The organism is Variovorax sp. LARHSF232, from assembly GCF_052871435.1.
In genome coordinates, this window is sequence record NZ_JBIXJS010000003.1 from 630,694 (window position 1) to 654,189 (window position 23,496).

Consider the following 23,496-nt stretch of genomic DNA (forward strand, 5'->3'; position numbering starts at 1 on the left):
GCTAGAGAATCCGGTTGAACCAGAGCAGCGACAGGCCGGCCGACAGCAGCATCAGCACCGCTGCCCCCAACGCGAACAGGGCCGAGACCTCGGTTTCCTTCTTCTCGACCGTCAGGCGCGAGCTCAACGTTTCATAGACCCTCTTCAGGTCGCTCGCGGTGCCGGCATAGAAGTATTCGGCTTGCGTCTTGTTGGCGATCGCCTTCAGGGTTTCCTCGTCGAGCCGTACCCGCATCGACCAGCCCTCGAAGCCGATGGTTTCGCCATCCACCGTACCCACCCCCACCGTGTAGACGCGCACGCCACGGTCGGCGGCCAGCTTGGCCGCGTCCAGCGGGTCGACGCCGGTGGTGCGCTGGCCGTCGGTCAGCATGATGATGGCGGCCGAGGTGTAGGAGCCGGGCGCCACCGGCACGAAATCCTTCTGGGGCGTCTTGCCCGCCTGCTCGATCGGCACGCCGCGCTGCGTCGACTTGGGCGCGAAATCGTCGATGCCGATGCCGGCGTCCGGAAACAGGGTGGCCAGCGCCACCACCAGCCCGTTGCCGGTGGCGGTGCCGCGCTGCAGCTGGAAGGAGTCGATGGCCGTCACCAGGTCTTCCCGGTTGACGGTGGGCAGCTGCGCCACCTGCGCGCTGCCGGCAAAGGCGACGATGCCCACCTTCACCGTGCGCGGCAACTCCTTCAGGAAGCTCTTGGCTGCGTTCTGCGCGGCGACCAGCCGGTTCGGCTGCACGTCGGCGGCGCGCATGCTGCCCGACACGTCCATCGCCAGGACGATGGTCTGCTGGTTCGACGGCAGCATCACCACCGCCATCGGCCGCGCGGCCGCCAGCAGCAGCGCCGCCATGGCCAGCAGGAACAGGAAGGGCGGAATGTGCCGGCGCAGGCTCTGCCCCATACCCATGGCTTCGCGCACGATGGACAGGCTGGCATAGCGGATCGCCATCTTCTTCTTGCGCGCCAGCAGCCACAGATACAGAAGCATCAGGAGCGGCAGCGCCAGCAGCAGCCAGAGAAACTGGGGCCAGAGGAAGTTCATGATCCCACCGCCTTTGCATAGGCCAGGCCGGTGCGTACCCGGCGCTTGCGCAATTCGGCAAAGCGCACGATGGCTTCCACCAGGTCGTCCTGGGTCGAGAGTTCCAGCGCGTCGACACCGGCGCGCGACAGGGCCTCGCGCAAGGCGTCTTCGCGCTCGCGGGCCAGGCGGGTGAAGCGCTTGCGAAAGCCGCCATCATGCGTATCGACCCAGAGCTGCTCGCCGGTTTCGGCATCGGTGAGCGGCACCAGGCCGAGGTCGGGCAACTCCAGCTCCAGCGGGTCGAACAGGCGCACCGCCAGCACCTCGTGCCGCAGGGCCAGCCGACCCAGCGGGCGCTCCCAGCCGGGGGCGCTCAGGAAATCGGACACCACGAAGACGGTGGACCGGCGCCGGATGACGCTGCCGGCGGCGTCCAGCAGTTCGGCCAGGCGGGTGGTGCCGCCGGGCTTGGCGCCGCGCACCTCGGCCCGCCGCTCCATGGCATGCAGGATATGCAGCACGTGGGCGCGTCCTGTGCGCGGCGGAATCACCGCCTCCAGGTTGCTGCCATAGACCAGCGCGCCGACGCGATTGCCATGGCGCGTCAGGAGGCGTGCCACCACGCCGACGAAGCCGGCCGAGATCTCTCGCTTGGCCCTCGGGCCGGAGCCGAAATCGACCGAGCGGCTCAGGTCCAGCACGAACCAGGCGGCCATCTCGCGGTCTTCGGTGAAGACGCGCACATGCGGCACCTGCAGCCGGGCTGTGACGTTCCAGTCGATGTGGCGCACGTCGTCGTGGTGCTGGTATTCGCGCAGGTCGGCCAGGTCGAGGCCGGTGCCGCGCATCAGGGTGCGGTAGTCGCCCTGCAGCAGGCCGTCGAGCCGCCGGATCACCGTCCACTCGAGCCGCCGCAGGGCGCGCTCGACGCCGGCTGCCGCCGCCTGGGCGTTCAGCGCTTCGTCGTTGGCGGCGGGTTGGCGCCGGTTAGGCCACCAGCTTTTCATGTTCCATGACTTTGGATGGCGCGGGTACAGCGCGCATGATGCGCTCGATCAGGCCGTCGGGCGTGAGCCCTTCGGACAAGCCTTCGTAGGACAGGGTGACGCGATGGCGCAGCACGTCCGGCGCCAGTGCCGTCATGTCTTCCGGCAGCGCATAGCTGCGTCCGCGCAGCAGCGCCAGGGCGCGCGCGCCTTCGGTGAGGTTGATGCTGGCGCGCGGGCTGGCGCCGAAGGTGATGAAGCGGCGCATGTCCTTCAGGCCGTGCTTTTCCGGCGTGCGGGTGGCCGACACCAGCTTCACCGCATACTGGATCAGCGAAGGGTCGACGTAGATGCGCCGCGCCTGCGCCTGCAGCAGCGCCAGCTGCTCGGTGGTGGCGATCGGGTTGGCCTGCACCAGCGGGCCGATGACGCGCTCGACGATCACGAATTCTTCTTCATCGCTCGGGTAGTCGACCAGCACCTTCATCATGAAGCGGTCCACCTGCGCCTCGGGCAAGGGGTAGGTGCCTTCGGTCTCGATCGGGTTCTGCGTGGCCATCACCAGGAAGGGGCGCGGCACCTTGTGCGTTTCGCCGGCGATGGTGACCTGGCGCTCCTGCATTACCTCGAGCAGCGCGCTCTGCACCTTGGCCGGCGCGCGGTTGATTTCGTCGGCCAGCAGCAGGTTGGCAAACACCGGGCCCAGCGAGGTGCTGAAGTCGCCGGTCTTCTGGTTGTAGATGCGCGTGCCCACCAGGTCGGCCGGCACCAGGTCGGGCGTGAACTGGATGCGCTTGAAGCGGCCCTGCACCGTGTCGGCCAGGGTCCTCACGGTCAGCGTCTTGGCCAGGCCCGGAACGCCTTCGACCAGCAGATGGCCCTCGGCCAGCATGCCGACCATGACCCGCTCGAGAAAGCGGTCCTGGCCGACCACCACGCGCTTGACCTCGTAGAGGATTCGCTCCATCAGCTCGCTGCTGCTGTCGGCAGCGGCGGTTGCCGCGGTGTGGCTGGCGCTGGCGGGGTTGTTGTCTGCTGAGTTCATGCGCGGTGTTCCTTGAATTGAATTCAGAAGGGCGGCATGCCGGCGGCCGAAGCCGCGTTCTCGATCGGCACGGCAAATCCGATGCCGATGAAGGTGCGCTGCTGCGTGGGGTTGAGGATGGCGGTGACGATGCCCAGCACCTCGCCGTTCATGTTGACCAGCGGCCCGCCCGAATTGCCGGGATTGGCGGCCGCGTCGAACTGGATCAGGTTGCTCATTTCCTGCTGGCCCTCGGGCGATCGGAAGGAGCGCTTCAGCCCGGACACCACGCCGGCCGACACCGAGGGGCCGATGCCGAAGGGAAAGCCCACCACCGCCACGTTGTCGCCCGGCTGCAGGTCGCCGGTGGAACGCATGGTGGCGGCGAACAGGTCGTCCGGAATCTTGTCGGCCTGCAGCACGGCCAGGTCGTTCTCGGGCTGCAGGCCGATGATGGAGGCGTTGGCTTCCAGCCCGTCGGCAAAGGTGACCTTGATCTTCTCGGCGCCGGCGACCACGTGCAGGTTGGTCAGGATCACGCCCTTGTCGACGATCACCACGCCGGTGCCGACGCCGCGCTCGACCTCGCCGGGTGGCGGGTCGGCCTGGGGCGGCTTGCCGCGCGCCAGGTTGCGGCCGCGCTTCTCGACCTTGGCGGCGGGCGTGGACTTTTCCGGGCCCAATGCCACCACTTCGACCACCGAGGGCCGGATGATGTCGGCCGCGCGGGCCGCAGCCGAAGGCAGGCTCGCCGTCTGCAGGCTGCGCAGCACGGCGGCATCGATGTCTTTCTGGGTGAGCTGGTGGGCGGTCTGGGGCGGCAGGTAGTAGTAGCCACTGGCGCCCAGTGCCGACAGCAGCACCGTGAGTGCGATGCCGCTGCGCCAGCCGAAGCGCCGCCGTGGGGCGCTTGGCGCAGCAGGCGCCGCTGCTGCGTCATCGGCAGCATCGGAAGCATGGGCCGGGCCCATCGAGGCCTGCGGCTGGTCCACTTCGCCCACACCTTCCGCTTGTTGCGGCGCGCGGGGCGAACGGCTGTACAAAGCAGGCCTGCGCATCGGGCACCTCCGCCTTTTCACAAAGAGGACACGTGAGGCTTCACGGTAGCACGCTTTGCGCGCGCTTGCATCTGATCGGACAAGCTCTTGGGGCATCATCGGCCGATGGCTCGCCTTGTCGATACACACTGTCACCTCGACGCATCCGAGTTCGACGCCGATCGCGCCGCCATGCGTGCGCGCGCGGCGGCGCAGGATGTGGCGCTGTGCGTGATTCCGGCGGTGGCGGCCTTCAACTTCGACACCGTGCGCGAACTGGCGCATGCCCAGGGCGACGCCTATGCGCTGGGCATCCATCCGCTGTGCGCGGCCGGCGCCACCGAGGCCGACCTGGCGGCGCTCGACACCGCGCTGACGGCCCATCGCGACGACCCGCGGCTGGTGGCCGTCGGCGAGATCGGGCTGGACTACTTCGCGCCAGGCATGGTTCCCGGGCAACAGGAACACATCTTCGAAGCCCAGTTGCGGCTGGCCCGCAAGCACGACCTGCCGGTGCTGCTGCATGTGCGGCGCTCGGTCGACCAGGTGCTCAAGGCGCTGCGCGTGGCGCAGGGCGGGCGGCCCTGGCACGGTATCGCCCATGCATTCAATGGCAGCGAGCAGCAGGCCCAGGCCTGCATCGAGCTGGGGCTCAAGCTGGGCTTTGGCGGCGCCGTCACTTTCGAGCGTGCGCTGCGCCTGCGCCGCCTGGCAGCCGGCCTGCCGCTGTCGGCCATCGTTATGGAAACCGACGCCCCGGACATCCCGCCGCACTGGCTCTACACCACCCAGGCCGAGCGCAGCGAGGGCCAGCCCCAGGGCCGCAACGAACCGGCCGAGTTGCCCCGTATCGCACAGGCGGTCGCGCAGTTGCGCGGCCTGTCGCTGGAGACACTGGCGCAAGCCGCCACTGCCAATGCGGTCGGGGCACTGCCAAGGCTGGCTGCGCTGCTTTCCGTGTCGGGCAACGGCCTACATGGCGTGTAGTCGATGAGCCCGAGTTCGCGGGCTTCGCGGATCCGGGGGTTTTAGTGTCATCCTTGGGATGCGTTGGCGCATTTTTCAAAAGCGTGGCAAATTCCATAGCGCCACCAAGACCTACAAAAGGAGCTAGAAGCATGAATCGAACTTTCAATCGACTGCCCCTCGTCCTGGCCATGTCGCTGGCCGTGGCCGGTCCGGCCCTGGCGCAGTCCGAGCCCAATACCGCCGAGAAGGCCTGGGACGCCACCAAGAGCGGCACCGAAAAGGCTTGGGACGCCACCAAGAGTGGGACAGAAAAGGGCTGGGACGCCACCAAGCGCGGTACCAAGAAGGCCGCCGATGCCACCGGCAAGGCCGTGACCGGCGCAGGCGATGCGGCCATTACCGGCACCCGCAATGCCGGCAACAAGATCGGCGAGAAGATCCCGGGCACCGAGCAGAACGAGGCGGTCAAGAAGAAGCCCTGACGCGCGCGCTCTCCAAAGAAAAACCCGCCATCGGCGGGTTTTTCTTTTTCAGGCCGCGACTCGCGGTGGTGGCGCGATGGTGCGATGCGCGATCGGCGTCTCGGGCGTCGGGAAGCCGGCCGCGCCGAACACCTTCACCACCGCGCGGTGCGTGTCGAAGTACACCTGCCAATAGTGGTCGGTGTGCGTGTAGGGGCGCACTGCCAGGAGCGGGCCTTCGGGCGTGAACTGCAGGATCTCGACATCCGGCGGCTGCTCGGTCGAGACGTTGGGAATCTTCGCCAGCTCAGACTTCAACAACTCGATGGCCTTGTTCACGTCCACGCCGTTGGCCACCTTGGCGGTGGTGTCGACCCGGCGAAAGCCCAGGGTGCTGAAGTTCTGGATGGTGTCGCTCAGTACCTTGTTGTTGCCCACCAGCGTGCTGACGTTGTCGGGCGTGATGATGGTCGTGCCGAACAGGCCCAGCTCCTTCACGGTGCCGGTGACGCCGCCTGCAGAGATGAAGTCTCCCACGCGGTAGGGCCGCATCACTTGCAGGAACACGCCGGCGGCAAAGTGCGTCAGCAGCCCGCCCCAGGCGGTGCCGATGGCCAGGCCTGCGCCTGCCAGCAGGGCGGCGAAGGACGTGGTGCGCACGCCGAACATGTCGAGGATCGCCAGGATCAGGACGATGTTGAGAATCACGCCAAGGATCGACACCAGGTAGTTGCTGAGCGTCGCGTCCATGCGCTTGCCGCGCTCCAGCGCCTTGGCCACCAGCTTCTGTGCCAGGCCGATCAGCCAGCGGCCGATGGCCCAGGCAATGAGTGCGCCAATGACCTTGAAGCCAAAGTCCGCGCCTTGGGTGGTCAAGAAGGTCCAGATCGCTTCCGTATTCATTCTGCTTTTCTCCTTATTAGGTGCCGGGGCCGGCAAAAGCGAGGGCTATTATGCTCAGCCCCTCATGACAAACGAACTGCCTGAAGTCAACTTCTCCGACTGGGGAGACGTGCGCTACCTGCATCTGGGCACCGAGTGGATACAAGGCTCGATGAAGCTGGATGCGCCCTTTGAAATCCAGCTCGAATACGTGCAGCGCATGATGGCCTGGCTGTTGTTCGTGGAGCCGTCCAGCGTGCTGAACCGCCACGCCATGCAGCTGGGCCTGGGCGCTGCCGCGCTCACCAAGTTCTGCCGCAAGCAGCTGCGCATGCGCACCACCGCGATCGAACTCAACCCGCAGGTGCTGGCTGCCTGCCGCGGCTGGTTCAAGCTGCCGCCGGACGACGTCAAGTTGCAGGTGATCACTGCCGATGCCGCGGTGGAAGTCCGCAAGGCGCAGTGGCAGGGCAGTGTCGATTCGCTGCAGGTCGACCTGTACGACCACGAGGCGGCGGCGCCGGTATTGGACACGGAAGACTTCTATCGCGATTGCCGCAGCCTGCTGACCGAAGATGGCTGCATGACGGTCAACCTGTTCGGCCGCTCCTCCAGCTACGAACGCAGCCTGGAAAAGATCGTCGCGGCCTTTGGCGAAGAAGCCGTGTGGGCCTTCCGTCCGACGCGCGAAGGCAACACGGTGGTGCTGGCACAGCGCGAGCCCAGTCGCCCGAGCCGCGCCACGCTTGCCGAGCGTGCGCAAACCATACAGACTCGGTGGAGCTTGCCCGCGTCCAAATGGCTTCGGGTGTTCAAAGCCTACAGTCCATGAGCCGCCGGGCCGTTCCCAAGGCGAATACCGCAGCGCGCAGCGCGGAGGTTATTCAATGAGCGCATCGCCAATTTCCGTTTCAACGTCCACCACCCCGTCCGTCCACCAGGGTCTGCTCGAGCTCAAGCTGGTGATCGAGTGGCTGGCGCGCGACGGCGTGATCTCGCCGGCCGAGGCGCAGCGCACCATTGCGCGCTGTGCCCGCGCCGAGAGCCGGCAGGCTCCGCTGGTGCGCTTGGCCGCAGTGGCGATGACGCGCGAGAGCGACGGCAAGCCGCTCGACCTGGAAATGCTCACCCAATGGCTGGCCGGCCGCGCCGGGCTGCCTTATCTGCGCATCGATCCGCTCAAGGTCGATGTGGGCAAGGTGGCCGACACCATGAGCGCAGCCTACGCCGAGCGCCACAAGGTGCTGCCGGTGCAGGTCACGCCAACCGAAGTGGTGGTGGCGACCTGCGAGCCCTTCGTCATGGACTGGGTGGGCGAGGTGGAGCGCCAGTCGCGCCGCTCGGTGCGGCGCGTGGTCGCGAGCCCCAGCGATATCCATCGCTATACCGCCGAATTCTTCGCCCTGGCCAAGTCGGTGCGGGCGGCGCAGAAAGCCGGCGGTGCATCGAGCGCGGCGAGCTTCGAGCAGCTGGTGGAGCTGGGCAAGAGCAACAAGCAGCTGGACGCCAACGACCAGAGCGTGGTGCAGGTGGTCGACTGGCTGTGGCAGTACGCCTTCGACCAGCGCGCCAGCGACATCCACTTGGAGCCGCGCCGCGAGCAGGGCGTGATCCGATTTCGCATCGACGGCGTGCTGCATCCGGCCTACCAGATGCCGATGGGCGTGATGAACGCGATGGTCGCGCGCATCAAGCTTTTGGGCCGCATGGACGTGGTGGAAAAACGCCGCCCGCTGGACGGCCGCATCAAGACGCGCAACCTGCGCGGCGATGAAGTCGAGATGCGCCTGTCGACCTTGCCCACCGCCTTCGGCGAGAAGATGGTGATGCGCATCTTCGATCCCGACACCACGGTGAAGAACCTGGACGAGCTGGGCTTTGCGCAGCACGACGCCAAGCGCTGGGAGCAGCTGGTGATGCGGCCGCACGGCATCATCCTGGTGACCGGCCCCACCGGCTCGGGCAAGACCACCACGCTCTATTCCACCCTGAAGCGCGTGGCCACCGAAGAGGTGAACGTCAGCACCATCGAAGACCCGATCGAAATGATCGAGGCCTCGTTCAACCAGACGCAGGTGCAGCCCCAGCTCGATTTCGGTTTTACCGAAGGGCTGCGCGCGCTGATGCGGCAGGACCCGGACATCATCATGGTGGGCGAAATCCGCGACCTGGCCACCGCCGAGATGGCGGTGCAGGCGGCGCTGACCGGCCACCTGGTGTTCAGCACCCTGCACACCAACGATGCGCCCAGCGCCATCACCCGGCTGATGGAGCTGGGCGTGCCGTCCTACCTGATCAACGCCGTGATGCTGGGCGTGCTGGCGCAGCGCCTGGTGCGCACCCTGTGCCCGCACTGCAAGCAGCCGGACGAATCGATCACGCGCGAGAAGCTCGACCAGTTCGTCAAGCCGTGGCAGATCTCCGGCTCGGTGCGAGCCTACCGGCCGGTAGGATGCGTGGACTGCCGCATGACGGGCTACCGCGGGCGCATGGGCCTGTACGAGCTGCTGACCTTGAGCGAAGAGTTCAAGAGCGAAGTCCACAAGGAACCCAACATCACCACCCTGCGCCGCCAGGCGGTGGCCGACGGCATGCGGCCGCTGCGCCTGGCCGGTGCCTTGCGCGTGGCCGAGGGCCACACCACCATCGAGGAAGTCTTGAGCGCGACGCCGCCGCTCGAGTAGCGCCGTGTTTTCAGGGATTACCCTAGCGCTTTGCTAGGTGGAATCCACATCGAGACGGCCCCTGGCAGCCCGCAGAATCCGCAGGTTCGAATATCGAATCGAGGAGACTGTTCGTGAAAATCAAAAGTCAGAGAGACTTTTTCGCGGGCCTCATGTTCACCGCCGTCGGGGTTGCCTTCGCATGGGGCGCAACCACCTACAACGTTGGCAGCGGTGCGCGCATGGGTCCTGGGTACTTCCCGCTGATGCTGGGCATCGTGCTTACGCTGATCGGCCTGGTCATCACGTTCGAGGGCATGACCGTCGAAACTGCCGACGGCGAGCCGGTGGGCAAGTGGGCCTGGAAGCAGGTCGTATTCATTCTCGGCGCCAATCTGGCCTTCGGTTTGCTGCTGGGCGGACTGCCCAGCTTCGGCATTCCGGCCATGGGCCTGATCATCGCCATCTACGCGCTGGTGCTCATCGCCGCGCAGGCCGGCAGCAAGCATGCGTTGAAGTCGGTCCTCGCACTGGCCACCGTGCTCGCAGTGGGCAGCTACATCGCTTTCATCTGGCTGCTGAAGCTGCAGATCCAGGTCTGGCCCACCTTCATCACCGGCTGAGGCCCGCATCATGGAACTGATCAACAACCTTTCGGTGGGTTTTGGCGTTGCCTTCACCTTCACCAATCTGCTTTATTGCCTGATCGGCTGCATCCTGGGCACCCTGATCGGCGTGCTGCCCGGCATCGGCCCGGTGGCGACCATCGCCATGCTGCTGCCGGCCACCTACGCGCTGCCGCCGGTGTCGGCCCTGATCATGCTGGCCGGCATCTACTACGGTGCGCAGTACGGCGGCTCCACCACCGCCATTCTGGTCAACCTGCCGGGCGAGTCGTCCTCGGTGGTGACCGTGATCGACGGCCACCAGATGGCCAAGCGTGGACGCGCCGGCCCGGCCCTGGCGGCCGCTGGCCTGGGCTCGTTCTTTGCCGGCTGCGTGGGCACGCTGATCCTGGCCGGCTTTGCACCGCCGCTGACCGAACTGGCCTTCAAGTTCGGCCCGGCCGAGTACTTCTCGCTGATGATCCTGGGCCTGATCGGCGCCGTGGTGTTGGCTTCGGGTTCGCTGCTCAAGGCCGTGGCCATGATCGTGCTGGGCCTGCTGCTGGGCCTGGTGGGCACTGACGTGAACTCCGGCGTGGCGCGCTTCTCGTTCGACGTGCCCGAACTCACCGACGGCATCGGCTTCGTGGCCATCGCCATGGGCGTGTTCGGCTATGGCGAAATCATCGCGAACCTGGCACGGCCCGAGGAAGAGCGCGAGGTCTTTACCGCCAAGGTGACCGGCCTGTTCCCGACCAAGGAAGACTTCAAGCGCATGACGCCCGCGGTGCTGCGCGGGACGGCGCTGGGTTCCGCGCTGGGCATCCTGCCGGGCGGCGGTGCGCTGCTGGCGGCCTTCGCGGCCTACACCATCGAGAAGAAGACCAAGCTGCAGCCGGGTGAAGTGCCCTTCGGCAAGGGCAACATCCGCGGCGTGGCGGCGCCCGAGGCGGCCAACAACGCCGGCGCGCAGACCTCCTTCATTCCGCTGTTGACGCTGGGCATTCCGCCCAACGCAGTGATGGCGCTGATGGTGGGCGCGATGACCATCCACAACATCCAGCCGGGCCCGCAGGTGATGACCAGCAACCCCGAGCTGTTCTGGGGCCTGATCGCCTCGATGTGGCTGGGCAATACGATGCTGGTGATCCTGAACCTGCCGCTGATCGGCATGTGGATCAAGCTCTTGTCGGTGCCCTACCGCTTCCTGTTTCCTTCGATCGTGCTGTTCTGCGCCATCGGCGTGTACTCGACGAACAACAACACCTGGGACATCTGGATGGTGGGTGCCTTCGGCTTCATCGGCTACCTGTTCTTCAAGCTGGGTTGCGAGCCGGCGCCGCTGCTGCTGGGCTTCATCCTGGGCCCGATGATGGAAGAGAACCTGCGGCGCGCACTGCTGCTGTCGCGCGGCGACTGGAGCGTGTTCGTCACGCGGCCGATCTCGGTCGGCCTGCTGGCGGCGGCGTTGCTGCTGCTGGTGATCGTGCTGCTGCCGGCGGTCAAATCCAAACGGGAGGAAGCCTTCGTCGAAGTCGACTGAGGCCATCCACTTCCATCAAGGGACGGCACCTTCGGGTGCCGTTCTCTTTTTATTCGGGCGCAAGCAGGCGCTGAGGGAAAATCATCTTCATGAAACGCAGAACACTCGTCACTTCCTTGCTGGGCGCCTGTGCTGCGTCCGTGCTGCTGCCCTTGGCGGTCTACGCCCAGGGCTATCCCGCCAAGCCGATCCGCCTGATCGTGCCTTTCCCGGCCGGCGGCGCCACCGACCTGTTTGCGCGCGCGCTCACGCAGAAGATGGGCGAGAAGCTGGGCACCACCCTGGTGGTCGACAACAAGCCGGGCGCCGGCGGCTCGCTGGGCTCCGACCTGGCGGCCAAGGCCGCGCCGGATGGCTACACGCTGCTGCTGGGCACCACCAGCACCCACGCCATCGGCCCGGCCATCACCAAGGTGCCCTACGACACGGCGCGCGACTTCACGCCCATTGCCCACGTGGGCAATGCGCCCAGCATCATGCTGGTGCCGGTCAGCTCGCCGGCCAAGACGGTGCGCGAGTGGATCGACTACGCCAAGAAGAATCCCGGCAAGCTCAACTACGCGTCCAGCGGCAACGGCACCATCGTGCAGCTCACGGCCGAGCTGTTCAAGGCGCAGGCCGGTGTGTTCGTGACGCACATTCCGTACAAGGGCACGGCGCTGGCCATGCCCGACCTGGTCAGCGGCAAGGTCGACGTGCTGTTCGACTCGCTGCCCACCGGCATGCCCTTCGTGCGCGACGGCCGCCTGCGCGGGCTGGCCGTGACGTCGCAAAAGCGCAGCCCATTGGCGCCGGACCTGCCGACAGTGGCCGAGACCTTGCCGGGCTTCGAATCGAACACCTGGTTCGGCCTCTATGGGCCCAAGGCCCTGCCGGCCGATCTGGTGGCGCGCTTGAACAAGGCGGCCAACGAGGCGCTGGCCGATCCGCAACTGAATGACAAGCTTTCCAGCCTGGGCATCGAACCGGTCGCCAGCACCCCCGAGCAACTGGCCAGGCTGATGGCGCAGGACGGGGCCAAGTGGAAGCAGATCATCGTCGAGCGCAAGATCACCAACGAATGAGCGCCATGAAGTTCAACTACGACAACCCCTACCTCAGCACCCGCTTGCCGGTGTTCGCGCGCAACGTGGTGTCGACCTCGCATCCGCTGGCGGCACAGGCCGGGCTGCGCATCCTGCAGCAGGGCGGCAACGCGGTCGATGCGGCGGTGGCCACGGCTGCGGTGATGACCCTGGTGGAGCCGGTGAGCAACGGCCTGGGCGGCGATGCCTTTTGCATCCTGTGGGACGGCAAGAAGCTGCATGGCCTGAACGCGTCGGGCTGCGCACCGCAGGCCTGGACGCCGGAGTACTTCAAGAAGAAATACGGCGCAGACAGCGCGACGCCGCCCATGCGCGGCATCGACTCGGTCACCGTGCCCGGCGCCGTCGGCGCCTGGGCCGCGCTGTCGGAGCGCTTCGGCAAGCTGCCCTTTGCCGACCTGATGGCGCCGGCCATCGAGATTGCCGAGCGCGGCTACCTGATGCCGCCGGTGGTGCAGCAGAAGTGGGAAGCGGCCGCGCCGCTGCTGCAGTCGCAGCCGGGCTTTCGCGAAGCCTTTCTGCCCTGGGGGCGGGCGCCCAAGGTGGGCGATCTGTTCAAGTTTCCGTCCGCGGCGCGCGCCTTGAAGGCGATCGCCCGGAGCAAGGGCGAGGCTTTCTACCGCGGCGAGATCGCGCAGGCCATCGAGAAGTTTTCCATCGCGCACGGCGGCAGCCTGAAGGCCAGCGACATGGCCGCCTGGAAGCCCGAATGGGCCCTGCCCATCGCGCGCAACTACCGCGGCTACACGCTGCACGAGATTCCGCCCAACGGCCAGGGTATCGCCGCGCTGATCGCGCTGGGCATCCTCGAGAAGTTCGACATCGCATCGCTGCCGGTCGATTCGGTGGCTTCGCAGCATCTGCAGATCGAGGCGATGAAGCTGGCCTTTGCCGACGTCTATCGCTATGTCTCCGAGCCATCGTCGATGGAGGTGACCCCCGCGCAAATGCTCGATGACGCGTACCTCGCATCGCGTGCCAAACTCATCGACGTGAACAAGGCGCAGGACTTCAAGGCGGGCAACCCGGTCAAGGGCGGCACCATCTACCTCACGGCGGCCGACGAGAGCGGCATGATGGTGAGCTTCATCCAGAGCAATTACATGGGTTTCGGCTCGGGTTGCGTGGAGCCCGAGTTCGGCATCAGCCTGCAGAACCGCGGCCATGGATTCAGCCTGAAAGATGGCAGCCCGAACCAGGTGGCGCCGGGCAAGCGACCCTTCCACACCATCATCCCGGCCTTCCTCACCAAGGACGGCCAGCCGGTGATGAGCTTCGGCGTGATGGGCGGCAACATGCAGCCGCAGGGCCACATGCAGACGCTGGTGCGCATGCTCGACTACGGCCAGGCGCCGCAGGCCGCCTGCGATGCGCCGCGCTGGCGCTTCAACGCCGGCCTGGAGATCAACGTCGAGGCGGCCATGAACCCGGCCACCGTGCAAGGCCTGTCGGCCCTGGGCCACAAGATGGAAGTGATCAACGATTCCTACCAGGACTTCGGCGCCGGCCAGTTCATCTGGCGCGCCGGCGATCCGGCGGTGGAGGGCTATGTGGCCGCCAGCGACCCGCGCCGCGACGGCCTTGCAGCAGGATATTGACAAGAGACCAATGACAGCAGCGTCCAGCGCTCCCGCTTCGCCGGACGCTTCGCACAACAAGAGCCTTGCCCCCGGCCTGATCCTGGCCACCGTGGGGGCGATCGCCTTCAGCGGCAAGGCGATCATCGTCAAGCTGGCCTACCGTTACGGCGTCGACGCGGTCACGCTCATCATGCTGCGCATGCTCTTTGCGCTGCCGCTCTTCGCGGTGATGGCATGGTGGGCTGGGCGCGGCAAGCCGCCGCTGACGGGCAAGGACTGGCTGGGCGTGCTGGGGCTGGGCTTCTCGGGCTACTACCTGGCGAGCTTCCTGGACTTTGCCGGCCTGGCCTACATCACGGCCAGCCTGGAGCGGCTGATCCTGTATCTCAACCCGACCCTGGTGCTGCTGTTCGGCTGGCTGTTCTATCGCCGCAGGATCACCCGCATGCAGATGGGCGGCATGGCGATCAGCTACGCCGGCGTGCTGCTGGTGTTCGGCCATGAGGCGGCGCTGGGCGCAAGCAGCGCCGCGGCCTGGGGCACCCTGCTGGTCTTCCTGAGCGCGGTGAGCTATGCGCTGTACCTCGTGTACAGCGGCGAGTTCGTCAAGCGCCTCGGGTCAATGCGGCTGGTGGGCCTGGCCACCAGCGTGGCCTGCCTGCTGTGCATCGCGCAGTTCGCGTTGCTGCGCCCGCTGGACACCGCCTTTGCGGTGGCGCCGCAGGTGATCTGGTTGTCGGTGCTGAACGCCACCGTCTGCACCGCGCTGCCGGTGCTGGCCGTGATGATGGCCATCGAGCGCATCGGCGCGCCGATGGCGGCGCAGACCGGCATGGTCGGCCCCATGTCCACCATCCTCATGGGCGTGGTCATTCTGGGCGAGCCGTTCACGATGTGGATTGCCGCAGGTACGCTCCTCGTCCTCGCAGGCATCTTTGTATTCACGCGCTCAGGGCGCTAGGAAATTTCACATGGACTTTGGAATTGCAGGCAAGACGGCGCTGGTGTGCGGCGCGAGCAAGGGCCTTGGCTTTGGTTGCGCGCAGGCGCTGGTGGGCGAAGGCGTCAACGTGGTGATCGTGGCGCGCGGTGCGCAGGTGCTGGAGGACGCAGCCGCCAAGCTGAGCGCGGTCGCGGCCGGCGCGCCCGGCAAGCCCTGGGTGAAGGCAGTGGCGGCCGACATCACCACCGAAGCCGGCCGCGCCGCCGTGTTTGCGGTGCAACCCGATTTCGACATCGTCGTCACCAACGCCGGCGGCCCGCCGCCGGGCGACTTCCGCGACTGGGACCGCGAGGCCTGGATCAAGGCGGTGGACGCCAACATGCTGACCCCCATCGAACTGATCAAGGCCACCGTGGACGGCATGGCCGCGCGCGGCTTCGGCCGCATCGTCAACATCACGTCCAGCTCGGTGAAGTCGCCGATCGACATCCTGGGCCTGTCGAACGGCGCGCGCAGCGGGCTGACGGGCTTCGTGGCCGGCGTGGCGCGCAGCGCCATCGCGGCCAAGGGCGTGACCATCAACAACCTTCTGCCGGGCGCCTTCGAGACGGACCGGCTCAAGGGCACCATGGAAGGCAGCGCCAAGAAGACCGGGCAGGACTTCCAGACCGTGTGGGAAGCACGCAAGAAGACCATTCCGGCCAGGCGCTTCGGCAACCCCGAAGAGTTCGGCGCCATCTGCGCCTTCCTGTGCAGCCAGCAGGCCGGGTACATGACCGGCCAGAACATCCTCGCGGACGGTGGTGCCTATCCGGGCACGTATTGAGCTTCTGAGCCCAAGCAAGGCCAATGCCTTCATGGCAGGATGTGCGCCTGTCACAAGTTGAAGGAACGCATGCCATGAAGAGCAAAGCCATTCGCATCGACCGCAACGGCGGTCCCGAAGAACTGAAACTGGTTGAGGTCGAGGTCGGCGAGCCGGGCCCCGGCGAGATCCGCATCCGCCACAAGGCGGTGGGCCTCAATTTCATCGATACGTACCAGCGCGGCGGCCTGTATGCGTTGCCGCTGCCGCTGCAACTGGGCATGGAGGCCGCAGGCGTGGTGGAGGCGGTGGGCGAGGGCGTGACGCACCTCAAGGCGGGCGATCGCGCCGCCTACGCCAGCAACCCGCCGGGCGCTTACTGCGAGCTGCGCGTGATGCCGGCCAAGTGCGTGTGCAAGCTGCCCGATGCGATCTCCTTCGAGACCGGCGCGGCCATGATGCTCAAGGGCCTGACAACGCAATACCTGCTGAAGAAGACCTTGCCGGCCGAGGGCCTGCAGCAGGGCGACTTCATCCTGTTCCACGCGGCCGCCGGCGGCGTCGGCCTGATCGCCTGCCAATGGGCCAAGGCCCTGGGCCTGCAGCTGATCGGCACCGCCGGCACCGACGCCAAGTGCCAGCTGGCGCTCGGCCATGGCGCGGCGCATGCCATCAACTACAGCAGCGAGAACTTCGTGCAGCGCGTCAAGGAGATCACCGGCGGCAAGGGCGTGAAGGCGGCCTACGACTCGGTGGGCAAGGACACCTGGGAAGGCTCGATCGACTGCCTGCGGCCCTTCGGCCTCCTGGCGGTGTTCGGCAACGGCTCGGGCCCGGTTCCGCCGATCAGCCTGGGCACGCTGGCTTCCAAGGGCTCGCTCTACGTGACGCGGCCCACCCTGTTCACGCACATCAGCACGCGCGAGGCCACGCAAGCCATGGCCGACGACTTGTTCGCCGTGGTGCAAAGTGGCGCGGTGAAGATCCCGATCGACCAGCGCTATGCCCTGGAAGACATCCAGCAGGCGCACCGCGACCTGGAAGCACGCAAGACCACCGGCTGCACCGTTCTCACCCTGTGAAGAACGCGACGCTGCGCCAGCTGAAGGTCTTCGAGGCGGTGGCGCGGCACCTGAGCTTCTCGCGCGCGGCCGAGGAACTGCACCTGACGCAGCCGGCGGTGTCGACCCAGGTCGGCAAGCTGGAAGAGCACGCGGGTAATGCCCTGTTCGAGCAGTTCGGCAAGAAGATCTACCTGACGCCGGCGGGCACCGAGCTGCTGGAGATCAGCCGCGCCATCATCGGCCAGTTCGAAGCGGCCGAGAACGCGATGACGCAGTACCGCGGCGTCTCGGGCGGCAAGCTCAACGTGGGCGTGATCAGCGCGGGCGACTATTTCTTTCCGCGCCTTTTGGTGGAGTTCGCGGGGCGGCACAAGGGCGTGTCGCTCAACTTCACGGTGCACAACCGCGAAGGCCTCTTGCGCCACATCGCCGAGAACCAGATCGACCTGGCGATCATGGTGCGCCCGCCCACCGACCTGGACACCGTCAACCAGCCCTTTGCGCCGCACCCCTACGTGATCGTGGCGCCGCCGACGCACCCCTTGTGCGGCAAGAAGAAGATCCCGATGGCGCGGCTGATGAAGGAGCCTTTCGTCGTTCGCGAGAAAGGCTCGGACACGCGCAACTCGATGGAAGAGGGCCTGGGCGCACACATCGGCGAGATGCGCGTGGCCATGGAGATCCGCAGCACCGAGACCATCAAGCAGGCGGTGATCGCCGGCATGGGCGTGAGCTTCATGTCGGGCCACACCATCAGCCTGGAGCTCAAGACCGGAAGCCTCAGCGTGCTCGATGTGCAGGGCTTTCCGCTGATGCGCAACTGGTACGTGGTGCATCGGCGCACCAAGCGCCTGCCGCCGGTGGCGCAGGCCTTCAAGGACTTTCTGCTGGCGGACGGCACGGACCTGATCGCGCAGATCGTGCCGCTGGACTTTCCGCACTGAAGAGCCTCCCGGCTTTTCACTTCGCTTCGCTGCGTGTAATTCGCCACCTCCAGAGGAGGAGGCGCGGCCGCCATGTCGCCATTCCACGAAGGAATAGACGTTATGCGCCAGCCACGGCTAGCGCGGGCGGCGCTGCGCCGCGACCATCCGCTCCAACGCAACTCAATGCCCGAGGAGACTGAAGATGGCCAAGATGAAAGCCGCGATGGCGGCCGTGCTCGTGATGGAAAAGGAAGGCGTCTCGCAAGCCTTCGGCGTGCCTGGCGCCGCCATCAACCCGCTGTACGCGCAAATGCGCGAGCGCCAGTCGATCAGCCACATCCTGGCGCGCCACGTCGAGGGCGCCTCGCACATGGCCGAGGGCTACACCCGGGCCCGCGCCGGCAACATCGGCGTGTGCATCGGCACCTCCGGCCCCGCCGGCACCGACATGATCACGGGCCTGTATTCGGCCATTGCCGATTCGATCCCGATCCTGTGCATCACCGGCCAGGCACCGCGCGCGCGCCTGTACAAGGAAGATTTCCAGGCGGTGGACATCGAATCGATCGCCAAGCCCGTGACCAAATGGGCCGTGACGGTGCGCGAGCCGGCGCTGGTGCCGCGTGTCTTCCAGCAAGCCTTTCACCTGATGCGCTCGGGCCGCCCCGGCCCGGTGCTGATCGATCTGCCCTTCGACGTGCAGATGGCCGAGATCGAGTTCGACATCGACAGCTACGAACCACTGCCGGTCTACAAGCCGGCCGCCACGCGCAAGCAGATCGAGAAGGCGCTGGACATGCTCAGCGCCGCCAGCAAGCCGCTGATCGTGGCCGGCGGCGGCATCATCAATGCCGACGCATCCGACTTGCTCGTGGAGTTCGCCGAGCTCACTGGCGTGCCGGTGATTCCCACGCTGATGGGCTGGGGTTCCATCCCCGACGACCACCCGCTGATGGCCGGCATGTGCGGCCTGCAGACCAGCCACCGCTATGGCAACGCCACGATGCTGGCCAGCGACTTCGTGCTGGGCATCGGCAACCGCTGGGCCAATCGCCACACCGGATCGGTCGAGGTCTACACCAAGGGCCGCACCTTCGTGCACGTGGACATCGAGCCCACGCAGATCGGCCGCGTGTTCAATCCCGACCTTGGCATCGTCAGCGACGCCAAGGCCGCGCTGGAGCTGTTCGTGCAGGTGGCGCGCGAGCGCATGGCCGCCAAGAAGCTGCGCGACTACAGCGAATGGTCGGGCCGCTGCGCCGAGCGCAAGAAGCTGATGCACCGCAAGAGCCATTTCACCGAGACGCCGATCAAACCGATGCGCGTGTACGAAGAGATGAACAAGGCCTTCGGACGCGACACCACCTACGTGACCACCATCGGCCTGTCGCAGATCGCCGGCGCGCAGTTCCTCAACGTGTTCGGCCCGCGCCAGTGGATCAACTGCGGTCAGGCCGGCCCGCTGGGCTGGACCATGCCGGCAGCGCTGGGCGTGGTGGCGGCGGACCCCACACGCCAGGTGGTGGGCCTGTCGGGCGACTACGACTTCCAGTTCATGATCGAAGAGCTGGCCGTGGGCGCGCAGTTCCGCCTGCCTTATGTGCACGTGCTGGTGAACAACAGCTACCTGGGCCTGATCCGCCAGGCGCAGCGCAACTTCGACATGGACTACTGCGTGCAGCTGGCCTTCGACAACCAGAACGTGGAAGACCCGACGCTGCAGAATTACGGCGTGGACCACGAGGCGGTGGTGCGCGGCTTGGGCTGCAAGTCGCTGCGCGTGACCGACCCCGAGAAGATCCAGGGCGCACTGCAGGAAGCGCGGGCCATGGCGCAGAAGTTCAGCGTGCCAGTGGTGGTGGAGGTGATCCTGGAGAAGGTGACCAACATCGCCATGGGCACCGAGATCGACAAGATCAACGAGTTCGAGGAGATCGACTGCCGCCATCCGGCGGGACGCCAGGGCCTGGAGCTGGCCGGCCTGCTGGACTGAATGGCCGAGCGAAAAAGCGGCGTTTTTCCTGCTGTATAATTCGCTTCGTTCACACGAACAAATGCGGGAATAGCTCAGTTGGTAGAGCGCAACCTTGCCAAGGTTGAGGTCGAGAGTTCGAGACTCTTTTCCCGCTCCAGATTCAATGCCGCAAGGCAAAAAAAGGCCACCCACCGGGTGGCCTTTTTCATTGGCGCTGTGCCGCTTGCGCCAGGCTCAGCCTGCGGGCTGCAGGCGCAGTTGCCCGCGCGCCTCGTCCATGGTCTTGGCCAAGAGCTTCACCAGCGCGTAGACGCTGTCGATGTGCGGCGTCGGCGTTTCGGTCAGCCGGGCCAGCTCCACCACCGAGCCCACCAGCGCGTCGATCTCCGGCGCGCGGCCGGCCTCGATGTCCTGCAGCATCGAGGTCTTGTGCTTGCCCACCTTCTCGGCGCCGGCAATGCGCTTGTCCAGGCTGACCCGAAACTCGATGCCCAGCTTGGTCGCCACGGCCTGGGCCTCTTGCATCATGTGGGCCGCCAGCTCGCGTGACAGCGGGTACTGGCAGATGTCGACCAGGGTCGAATGCGTCAGGCTGCTGATCGGGTTGAAGGTGAGGTTGCCCCACAGCTTGAGCCAGATTTCTGAACGGATGTTGTCCAGCACCGGCGCCTTGAAGCCGGCCTTGACCAGGCAATCCGACACGCGATAGGCGCGCTCGCTGGCCGAGCCGTCCAGTTCGCCCACCGGGAAGCGGTCGCCCTCGATGTGCCTGACCACGCCGGGCGCGATCAGCTCCGAGGCCGGGTAGACCACGCAGCCCAGCACCCGCTCGGGCGGAATGCCGGCCGCAACGGCGCCGCTCGGGTCGACGCTGCGCACCGCCGTGCCGTCGAGCGCGCCGCCGTGCTTCTGGAAGTACCAATAGGGGATGCCGTTCTGCATGGTTACGACCACGGTGTGGGGGCCGAAGAGCTTGGGCACCTCGTGCACCACGGCCTCCACCTGGTGCGCCTTCATCGCCAGGATCACGATGTCCTGCGGGCCGGCCTGGTCGTAGCTGTCCGTCGCCTTCACATGGCGCGCCACCTGCTCGCCGCCCTCGGCCGTGACCAGCTTGAAGCCGTGGGTGCTGATGGCATCGAGGTTCTTGCCTCGCACGATGAATGTCACGTCCTCGCCGGCCAGGGCAAGCCGCGCGCCCACCAGGCCGCCGATGGCGCCGGCGCCTATCACTGCAATCTTCATGTCGATCCTAGGTAGTTTGAAATCCTGGCGGCGCGCGCGCTCTCAAGCGCCGAAGCGGTTGGACAGGCGCCCGATGTCGCTGATCTCCACCTCGACCGTGCTCCCAGGCTTCATCGAGCCGACACCGACCGAGGTGCCGCACAGGATCACGTCGCCGGGGTAGAGCGTCATGTCCATCGAAATGAGGCTGACCAGCTGGGCCGCCGAAAAGCGCATGTCGCTGATGGGATAGTGCTGGCGAATCTGACCGTCGAGCAGGGTGGTCACGGTGAGCGTGGCCGGGTCCAGCCCGGTGGCCACTACCGGCCCCATGGGGCAGAAGGTGTCGAAGCCCTTGGCGCGAACCCATTGGGCGAAGGAGGCGTCGCGGTTGAGGATGTCGGCCACCGTCACGTCGTTCGCGCAGGTGTAGCCGAACACATGGTCCGGCGCATCCGTCTCGGACACCGCGGTGCAGGTCTTGCCGATGACGATGCCGAGCTCGCCCTCGAACACCACCTTGCCCTCGCACAGCGGCTTCTTGATGGGCTCATCGTGCGCGGCAAAGGAGTTGGGCGACTTCAAGAGGTACAAGGGCTCGGCCGGCACCGCCAGGTTGAGCTTCTCGCCCAGCGCCTTGAAGTTGTTCCACAGCGCGATGACCTTGCTGGGCGCAGTCGGAGAGAGCAGTTGCACCTCGGCCAGCCCGTGGATGGTGCCGGTGGGCTCGCAGGCGCCGAACATGTCGCCGCGCCACTCGTGCACGGTGTTGCCCGCCAGCGTGCCGAAGCCGGTCTTGCCTGCATGGCGAAAGCGCAGCCAATGGCGTGGGGACGGGGTGCGAGCGCTGCTGGCGGCGCGGGTGGCCGTCGGGCCGGCGGTGGTGGTCGAATCGGTGAGCACGTCCATGTCCTTCCTGACTGTCGCCTTAGATGCCGAGTTCGCGGCCGAGCGTTTCGGCCCAGTTGAAGTAGGGGGCCGCCGTCGCTCCCTTTGCGGCCAGCCGCTGCTTGTGCTGCGTGGCCCGCTCTTCGATCACGCCAACCAGGAACTGCGCGTCGTAGGCGCGCAGCAGGTGCGGCTGCTGCGTCTCCAGGTAGTAGCGGATGCGGGCCTCGCTGCTGGCGCTCTGGCGCAGCAGCTCGACGTAGGTTTCGCAATCCCAGTACCAGCGCAGGCCGAGTTCGTTGAAGGCCGCGTTGAAGGCGTTGCGATCCAGTTCCTCGTCGCGGTACTGAGCGGGCAAATCGTTGACCATGACCATTTCCTTGAACTTGCGTGCCGCGTGGTTGATGAAGATGGAATGCATCGGCACGGGGGAATCTTCGAGGGCTTGATCAATAAATAACAGTCAAACTATTTGATTGTTTGCATCAACGATTACTTATACATAAACGCGAACGGTTTTCCAGTGGGGCCGCATCGCGCGGCCCCGGATGTCAACGCCTCTCAGATCACCTTGGCTTCGCGCAGGGCCGCCACTTCGGCAGCGCCGTAGCCCAACTGGCCGAGCACTTCGTCGGTGTGTTCGCCCAGCAGCGGCGAGCGCGTCACCTCGGTCGGGCTGTCGCTCATCTTGATGGGGTTGCCCACCGTGAGGTACTTGCCGCGTGTGGGGTGGTCGACCTCCACCAGGGTGCCGCTGGCGTGCAGCGACTCGTCCTCCGCGATCTCCTTCATCGACAGGATGGGACCGCAGGGAATGTCGTACTGGTTCAGGATTTCCATGGCCTCGAACTTGGTCTTGGTCATGGTCCATTTCTCGATGCGCGCAAAGATCGGCTTCAGGTGCAGGAGGCGCGCGGCCGGCGTGGCGTAGGCCTCGTCGTCGATCCAGCCCTCTTCGCCGATCACCTTGCACACCGCCGGCCAGACGGCCCCCTGGGTGATGAAGTAGATGTAGGCGTTGGGATCGGTCTCCCAGCCCTTGCACTTGAGGATGGAGCCGGGCTGGCCGCCGCCCGACGCATTGCCGGCGCGCGGCACGGCATCGCCGAACTTGCCGTCGGGGTATTGCGGGTACTCGTGCATGGTGCCGGTGCGATCCAGCCGCTGCTGGTCGCGCATCTTCACGCGGCACAGGTTGAGCACTGCATCCTGCATGGGGGCCAGCACCTTCTGGCCGCGGCCCGAATGGGTGCGCTGGTAGAGGGCGGCGACGATGCCCAGCGCCAGGTGCAGCCCGGTGCCGCTGTCGCCGATCTGCGCGCCGGTGACCACCGGCGGGCCGTCCTCGAAGCCGGTGGTGGAAGCCGCGCCGCCGGCGCACTGCGCCACGTTCTCGTAGACCTTGCAGTCCTGGTACTTGCCGGGGCCGAAGCCCTTGACCGAGGCGACGATCATGCGTGGGTTGAGCTCCTGGATGTGCTCCCAGGTGATGCCCATGCGGTCGAGCGCACCGGGGGCGAAGTTCTCGACCATCACGTCGCAGGTCTTGATCAAGCGGTCCAGCACCTTCTTGCCCTCGGGCTTCTTGGTGTCCAGCGTGATCGAGCGCTTGTTGTGGTTGAGCATCGTGAAGTAGAGGCTGTCCACGCCGGGGATGTCGCGCAGTTGGCCGCGGGTGGCGTCGCCTTCGCCGGCCCGTTCCACCTTGATCACGTCCGCGCCGAACCAGGCCAGGAGCTGGGTGCAGGTAGGACCCGACTGCACGTGGGTGAAATCGAGGATGCGGACGCCCTCCAATGCCTTGCTGCCCAT

General features: G+C 66.4%; 22 protein-coding genes and 1 tRNA gene. 14 read left to right on the top strand and 9 right to left on the bottom strand.

The genetic code is table 11. The annotated features are described in order from the left end of the window. Position 1 precedes the first annotated feature (1 nt). The 4 genes from ACIPRI_RS11840 to ACIPRI_RS11855 all read right to left on the bottom strand — a co-directional run bounded on the left by ACIPRI_RS11840 (position 2) and on the right by ACIPRI_RS11855 (position 4,092). Positions 2-1,042 carry a VWA domain-containing protein gene (locus ACIPRI_RS11840; RefSeq protein ID WP_446621624.1) on the bottom strand — a complete coding sequence of 347 codons (1,041 nt, stop codon included), beginning with the start codon at positions 1,040-1,042 and terminating at the stop codon, positions 2-4. Then, a complete protein-coding gene (locus ACIPRI_RS11845) occupies positions 1,039-2,031 on the bottom strand; it encodes a DUF58 domain-containing protein (protein WP_446621625.1) in 993 nt (330 codons plus the stop codon). The genes ACIPRI_RS11840 and ACIPRI_RS11845 overlap by 4 nt, the downstream gene beginning before the upstream one ends. After that, on the bottom strand, positions 2,012-2,977 hold the full coding sequence (locus tag ACIPRI_RS11850) for an AAA family ATPase (protein ID WP_446621711.1): 966 nt from the start codon (positions 2,975-2,977) through the stop codon (positions 2,012-2,014). The genes ACIPRI_RS11845 and ACIPRI_RS11850 overlap by 20 nt, the downstream gene beginning before the upstream one ends. A 101-nt stretch (positions 2,978-3,078) precedes the next feature. Next, positions 3,079-4,092, bottom strand: coding sequence for a S1C family serine protease (locus tag ACIPRI_RS11855; RefSeq protein ID WP_446621626.1), 1,014 nt, complete (start codon positions 4,090-4,092; stop codon positions 3,079-3,081). 105 nt (positions 4,093-4,197) lie between these two features. Between ACIPRI_RS11855 and ACIPRI_RS11860 the strand changes: the two genes are divergently transcribed. Both ACIPRI_RS11860 and ACIPRI_RS11865 read left to right on the top strand, forming a co-directional pair. Continuing rightward, the gene (locus tag ACIPRI_RS11860; protein ID WP_446621627.1) at positions 4,198-5,058 is read left to right on the top strand and encodes a TatD family hydrolase; all 861 of its coding nucleotides are present in this window, start codon (positions 4,198-4,200) and stop codon (positions 5,056-5,058) included. Between the two features lie 131 nt (positions 5,059-5,189). Next, positions 5,190-5,522 carry a hypothetical protein gene (locus ACIPRI_RS11865; protein WP_446621628.1) on the top strand — a complete coding sequence of 111 codons (333 nt, stop codon included), beginning with the start codon at positions 5,190-5,192 and terminating at the stop codon, positions 5,520-5,522. 48 nt (positions 5,523-5,570) lie between these two features. Here ACIPRI_RS11865 and ACIPRI_RS11870 read toward each other — a convergent pair whose 3' ends face one another. Then, entirely contained in the window at positions 5,571-6,404 is an 834-nt protein-coding gene (locus ACIPRI_RS11870; RefSeq protein WP_446621629.1) for a mechanosensitive ion channel family protein, read from the bottom strand. A gap of 64 nt (positions 6,405-6,468) precedes the next feature. On the opposite strand from ACIPRI_RS11870, the gene ACIPRI_RS11875 reads away from it, so the two are divergent. The 12 genes from ACIPRI_RS11875 (at position 6,469) to ACIPRI_RS11930 (ending at position 19,729) form a co-directional block, all read left to right on the top strand. After that, positions 6,469-7,215 carry a spermidine synthase gene (locus tag ACIPRI_RS11875; RefSeq protein WP_446621630.1) on the top strand — a complete coding sequence of 249 codons (747 nt, stop codon included), beginning with the start codon at positions 6,469-6,471 and terminating at the stop codon, positions 7,213-7,215. Between the two features lie 55 nt (positions 7,216-7,270). Further along, positions 7,271-9,067, top strand: coding sequence for a GspE/PulE family protein (locus ACIPRI_RS11880; RefSeq protein ID WP_446621631.1), 1,797 nt, complete (start codon positions 7,271-7,273; stop codon positions 9,065-9,067). Positions 9,068-9,180: 113 nt separating this feature from the next. Beyond that, entirely contained in the window at positions 9,181-9,669 is a 489-nt protein-coding gene (locus ACIPRI_RS11885; RefSeq protein WP_446621632.1) for a tripartite tricarboxylate transporter TctB family protein, read from the top strand. 10 nt (positions 9,670-9,679) lie between these two features. Beyond that, positions 9,680-11,194, top strand: coding sequence for a tripartite tricarboxylate transporter permease (locus ACIPRI_RS11890; RefSeq protein ID WP_446621633.1), 1,515 nt, complete (start codon positions 9,680-9,682; stop codon positions 11,192-11,194). 89 nt (positions 11,195-11,283) lie between these two features. Beyond that, positions 11,284-12,258: a Bug family tripartite tricarboxylate transporter substrate binding protein gene (locus ACIPRI_RS11895; RefSeq protein WP_446621634.1), complete on the top strand. Its 975-nt coding sequence runs from the start codon at positions 11,284-11,286 to the stop codon at positions 12,256-12,258. Between the two features lie 5 nt (positions 12,259-12,263). Continuing rightward, positions 12,264-13,877 carry a gamma-glutamyltransferase family protein gene (locus ACIPRI_RS11900; protein ID WP_446621635.1) on the top strand — a complete coding sequence of 538 codons (1,614 nt, stop codon included), beginning with the start codon at positions 12,264-12,266 and terminating at the stop codon, positions 13,875-13,877. Positions 13,878-13,887: 10 nt separating this feature from the next. Beyond that, a complete protein-coding gene (locus ACIPRI_RS11905; protein ID WP_446621636.1) occupies positions 13,888-14,820 on the top strand; it encodes a DMT family transporter in 933 nt (310 codons plus the stop codon). Between the two features lie 10 nt (positions 14,821-14,830). Next, positions 14,831-15,628 carry an SDR family oxidoreductase gene (locus ACIPRI_RS11910; protein WP_446621637.1) on the top strand — a complete coding sequence of 266 codons (798 nt, stop codon included), beginning with the start codon at positions 14,831-14,833 and terminating at the stop codon, positions 15,626-15,628. 74 nt (positions 15,629-15,702) lie between these two features. Beyond that, positions 15,703-16,689 carry a quinone oxidoreductase family protein gene (locus tag ACIPRI_RS11915; RefSeq protein ID WP_446621638.1) on the top strand — a complete coding sequence of 329 codons (987 nt, stop codon included), beginning with the start codon at positions 15,703-15,705 and terminating at the stop codon, positions 16,687-16,689. Next, positions 16,686-17,615, top strand: a complete 930-nt coding sequence (locus ACIPRI_RS11920; protein WP_446621639.1) for a LysR family transcriptional regulator — start codon at positions 16,686-16,688, stop codon at positions 17,613-17,615. The genes ACIPRI_RS11915 and ACIPRI_RS11920 overlap by 4 nt, the downstream gene beginning before the upstream one ends. A 184-nt stretch (positions 17,616-17,799) precedes the next feature. Continuing rightward, positions 17,800-19,590 carry a glyoxylate carboligase gene (gene gcl / locus ACIPRI_RS11925; RefSeq protein WP_446621640.1) on the top strand — a complete coding sequence of 597 codons (1,791 nt, stop codon included), beginning with the start codon at positions 17,800-17,802 and terminating at the stop codon, positions 19,588-19,590. Positions 19,591-19,653: 63 nt separating this feature from the next. Next, positions 19,654-19,729: transfer RNA gene (locus ACIPRI_RS11930), tRNA-Gly, on the top strand. 77 nt (positions 19,730-19,806) lie between these two features. Here the strand turns inward: ACIPRI_RS11930 and ACIPRI_RS11935 are convergent. The 4 genes from ACIPRI_RS11935 to frc form a co-directional block, all read right to left on the bottom strand. Next, complete coding sequence (locus tag ACIPRI_RS11935; protein ID WP_446621641.1) at positions 19,807-20,817, bottom strand: 2-dehydropantoate 2-reductase; 1,011 nt, start codon at positions 20,815-20,817, stop codon at positions 19,807-19,809. Between the two features lie 42 nt (positions 20,818-20,859). After that, positions 20,860-21,705 carry a fumarylacetoacetate hydrolase family protein gene (locus tag ACIPRI_RS11940; RefSeq protein ID WP_446621642.1) on the bottom strand — a complete coding sequence of 282 codons (846 nt, stop codon included), beginning with the start codon at positions 21,703-21,705 and terminating at the stop codon, positions 20,860-20,862. A 19-nt stretch (positions 21,706-21,724) separates the two neighbouring features. Next, entirely contained in the window at positions 21,725-22,105 is a 381-nt protein-coding gene (locus ACIPRI_RS11945; RefSeq protein ID WP_446621712.1) for a hypothetical protein, read from the bottom strand. A 140-nt stretch (positions 22,106-22,245) separates the two neighbouring features. Further along, positions 22,246-23,496 carry a formyl-CoA transferase gene (gene frc / locus ACIPRI_RS11950; protein WP_446621643.1) on the bottom strand — a complete coding sequence of 417 codons (1,251 nt, stop codon included), beginning with the start codon at positions 23,494-23,496 and terminating at the stop codon, positions 22,246-22,248.

Coding starts and splice junctions, on each gene's coding strand:
- ACIPRI_RS11840 (WP_446621624.1), bottom strand. CDS start 1,042: ATGAACTTCCTCTGGCCCCAGTTTCTCTGGCTGCTGCTGGCGCTGCCG.
- ACIPRI_RS11845 (WP_446621625.1), bottom strand. CDS start 2,031: ATGAAAAGCTGGTGGCCTAACCGGCGCCAACCCGCCGCCAACGACGAA.
- ACIPRI_RS11850 (WP_446621711.1), bottom strand. CDS start 2,977: ATGGAGCGAATCCTCTACGAGGTCAAGCGCGTGGTGGTCGGCCAGGAC.
- ACIPRI_RS11855 (WP_446621626.1), bottom strand. CDS start 4,092: ATGCGCAGGCCTGCTTTGTACAGCCGTTCGCCCCGCGCGCCGCAACAA.
- ACIPRI_RS11860 (WP_446621627.1), top strand. CDS start 4,198: ATGGCTCGCCTTGTCGATACACACTGTCACCTCGACGCATCCGAGTTC.
- ACIPRI_RS11865 (WP_446621628.1), top strand. CDS start 5,190: ATGAATCGAACTTTCAATCGACTGCCCCTCGTCCTGGCCATGTCGCTG.
- ACIPRI_RS11870 (WP_446621629.1), bottom strand. CDS start 6,404: ATGAATACGGAAGCGATCTGGACCTTCTTGACCACCCAAGGCGCGGAC.
- ACIPRI_RS11875 (WP_446621630.1), top strand. CDS start 6,469: ATGACAAACGAACTGCCTGAAGTCAACTTCTCCGACTGGGGAGACGTG.
- ACIPRI_RS11880 (WP_446621631.1), top strand. CDS start 7,271: ATGAGCGCATCGCCAATTTCCGTTTCAACGTCCACCACCCCGTCCGTC.
- ACIPRI_RS11890 (WP_446621633.1), top strand. CDS start 9,680: ATGGAACTGATCAACAACCTTTCGGTGGGTTTTGGCGTTGCCTTCACC.
- ACIPRI_RS11895 (WP_446621634.1), top strand. CDS start 11,284: ATGAAACGCAGAACACTCGTCACTTCCTTGCTGGGCGCCTGTGCTGCG.
- ACIPRI_RS11900 (WP_446621635.1), top strand. CDS start 12,264: ATGAAGTTCAACTACGACAACCCCTACCTCAGCACCCGCTTGCCGGTG.
- ACIPRI_RS11905 (WP_446621636.1), top strand. CDS start 13,888: ATGACAGCAGCGTCCAGCGCTCCCGCTTCGCCGGACGCTTCGCACAAC.
- ACIPRI_RS11910 (WP_446621637.1), top strand. CDS start 14,831: ATGGACTTTGGAATTGCAGGCAAGACGGCGCTGGTGTGCGGCGCGAGC.
- ACIPRI_RS11915 (WP_446621638.1), top strand. CDS start 15,703: ATGAAGAGCAAAGCCATTCGCATCGACCGCAACGGCGGTCCCGAAGAA.
- gcl (WP_446621640.1), top strand. CDS start 17,800: ATGGCCAAGATGAAAGCCGCGATGGCGGCCGTGCTCGTGATGGAAAAG.
- ACIPRI_RS11935 (WP_446621641.1), bottom strand. CDS start 20,817: ATGAAGATTGCAGTGATAGGCGCCGGCGCCATCGGCGGCCTGGTGGGC.
- ACIPRI_RS11940 (WP_446621642.1), bottom strand. CDS start 21,705: ATGGACGTGCTCACCGATTCGACCACCACCGCCGGCCCGACGGCCACC.
- ACIPRI_RS11945 (WP_446621712.1), bottom strand. CDS start 22,105: ATGCATTCCATCTTCATCAACCACGCGGCACGCAAGTTCAAGGAAATG.
- frc (WP_446621643.1), bottom strand. CDS start 23,496: ATGGGCAGCAAGGCATTGGAGGGCGTCCGCATCCTCGATTTCACCCAC.